The 530-nt window shown below is 57.9% G+C and carries 1 protein-coding gene; it reads right to left on the reverse strand.

What is annotated here, in order from left to right; genetic code table 11:
• A partial coding sequence (locus tag KHQ28_RS26735; protein WP_228298298.1) for a hypothetical protein occupies positions 1-530 on the reverse strand: 530 nt, incomplete at both ends.

The raw sequence follows: 530 nt of genomic DNA on the forward strand, positions 1-530 counted from the left end.
TCCCGGCGTTAGCCAGCTGCACAGGATAGATCCGACGGGACCAGCTATTCGGCTGGCCATTGACCAGCTGATTCGACAGACTGGTGATGCTGTCAGTATTGCTGCGAATATTCTGGCCGTTTTGCTCTACCTGCTGTGTTAACGCGGTGACCGCGCTCGCCTCCGCTTTCTTCGCCAGCGCGGCATTTGTCGTGTTCAGGCTGTTCTGCAGGTTCGTCAGCTGCTGGCTTTGCGAGGTGATATGCCCTTCCGCTGTACTGACCCGGTTCGTCAGTCCGGTAACGGCGCCGGCGGTGGCATCGATGTCCACCCGGTCGGTAACGTCAGTGACGTAAAAATCATCGAAGTAGCGGCTTCCGCTAATCAGATAGTTGCTCATCGTCACCGGCAGGCTGGCTGTCTCCGTCGCTTTCCAGCGACCGGAAATCAGGCTCCAGTTTGTCCCCACCGTACCGCTGTTATATGGACGCTCAAAAACCGGCTGGCCGGCAGAGTTACCGATCCGCAGCTTGTTGTTCCCCGCGCCATTA

The organism is Klebsiella sp. 28 (assembly GCF_018223905.1).
Classification (GTDB): domain Bacteria; phylum Pseudomonadota; class Gammaproteobacteria; order Enterobacterales; family Enterobacteriaceae; genus Klebsiella; species Klebsiella pneumoniae.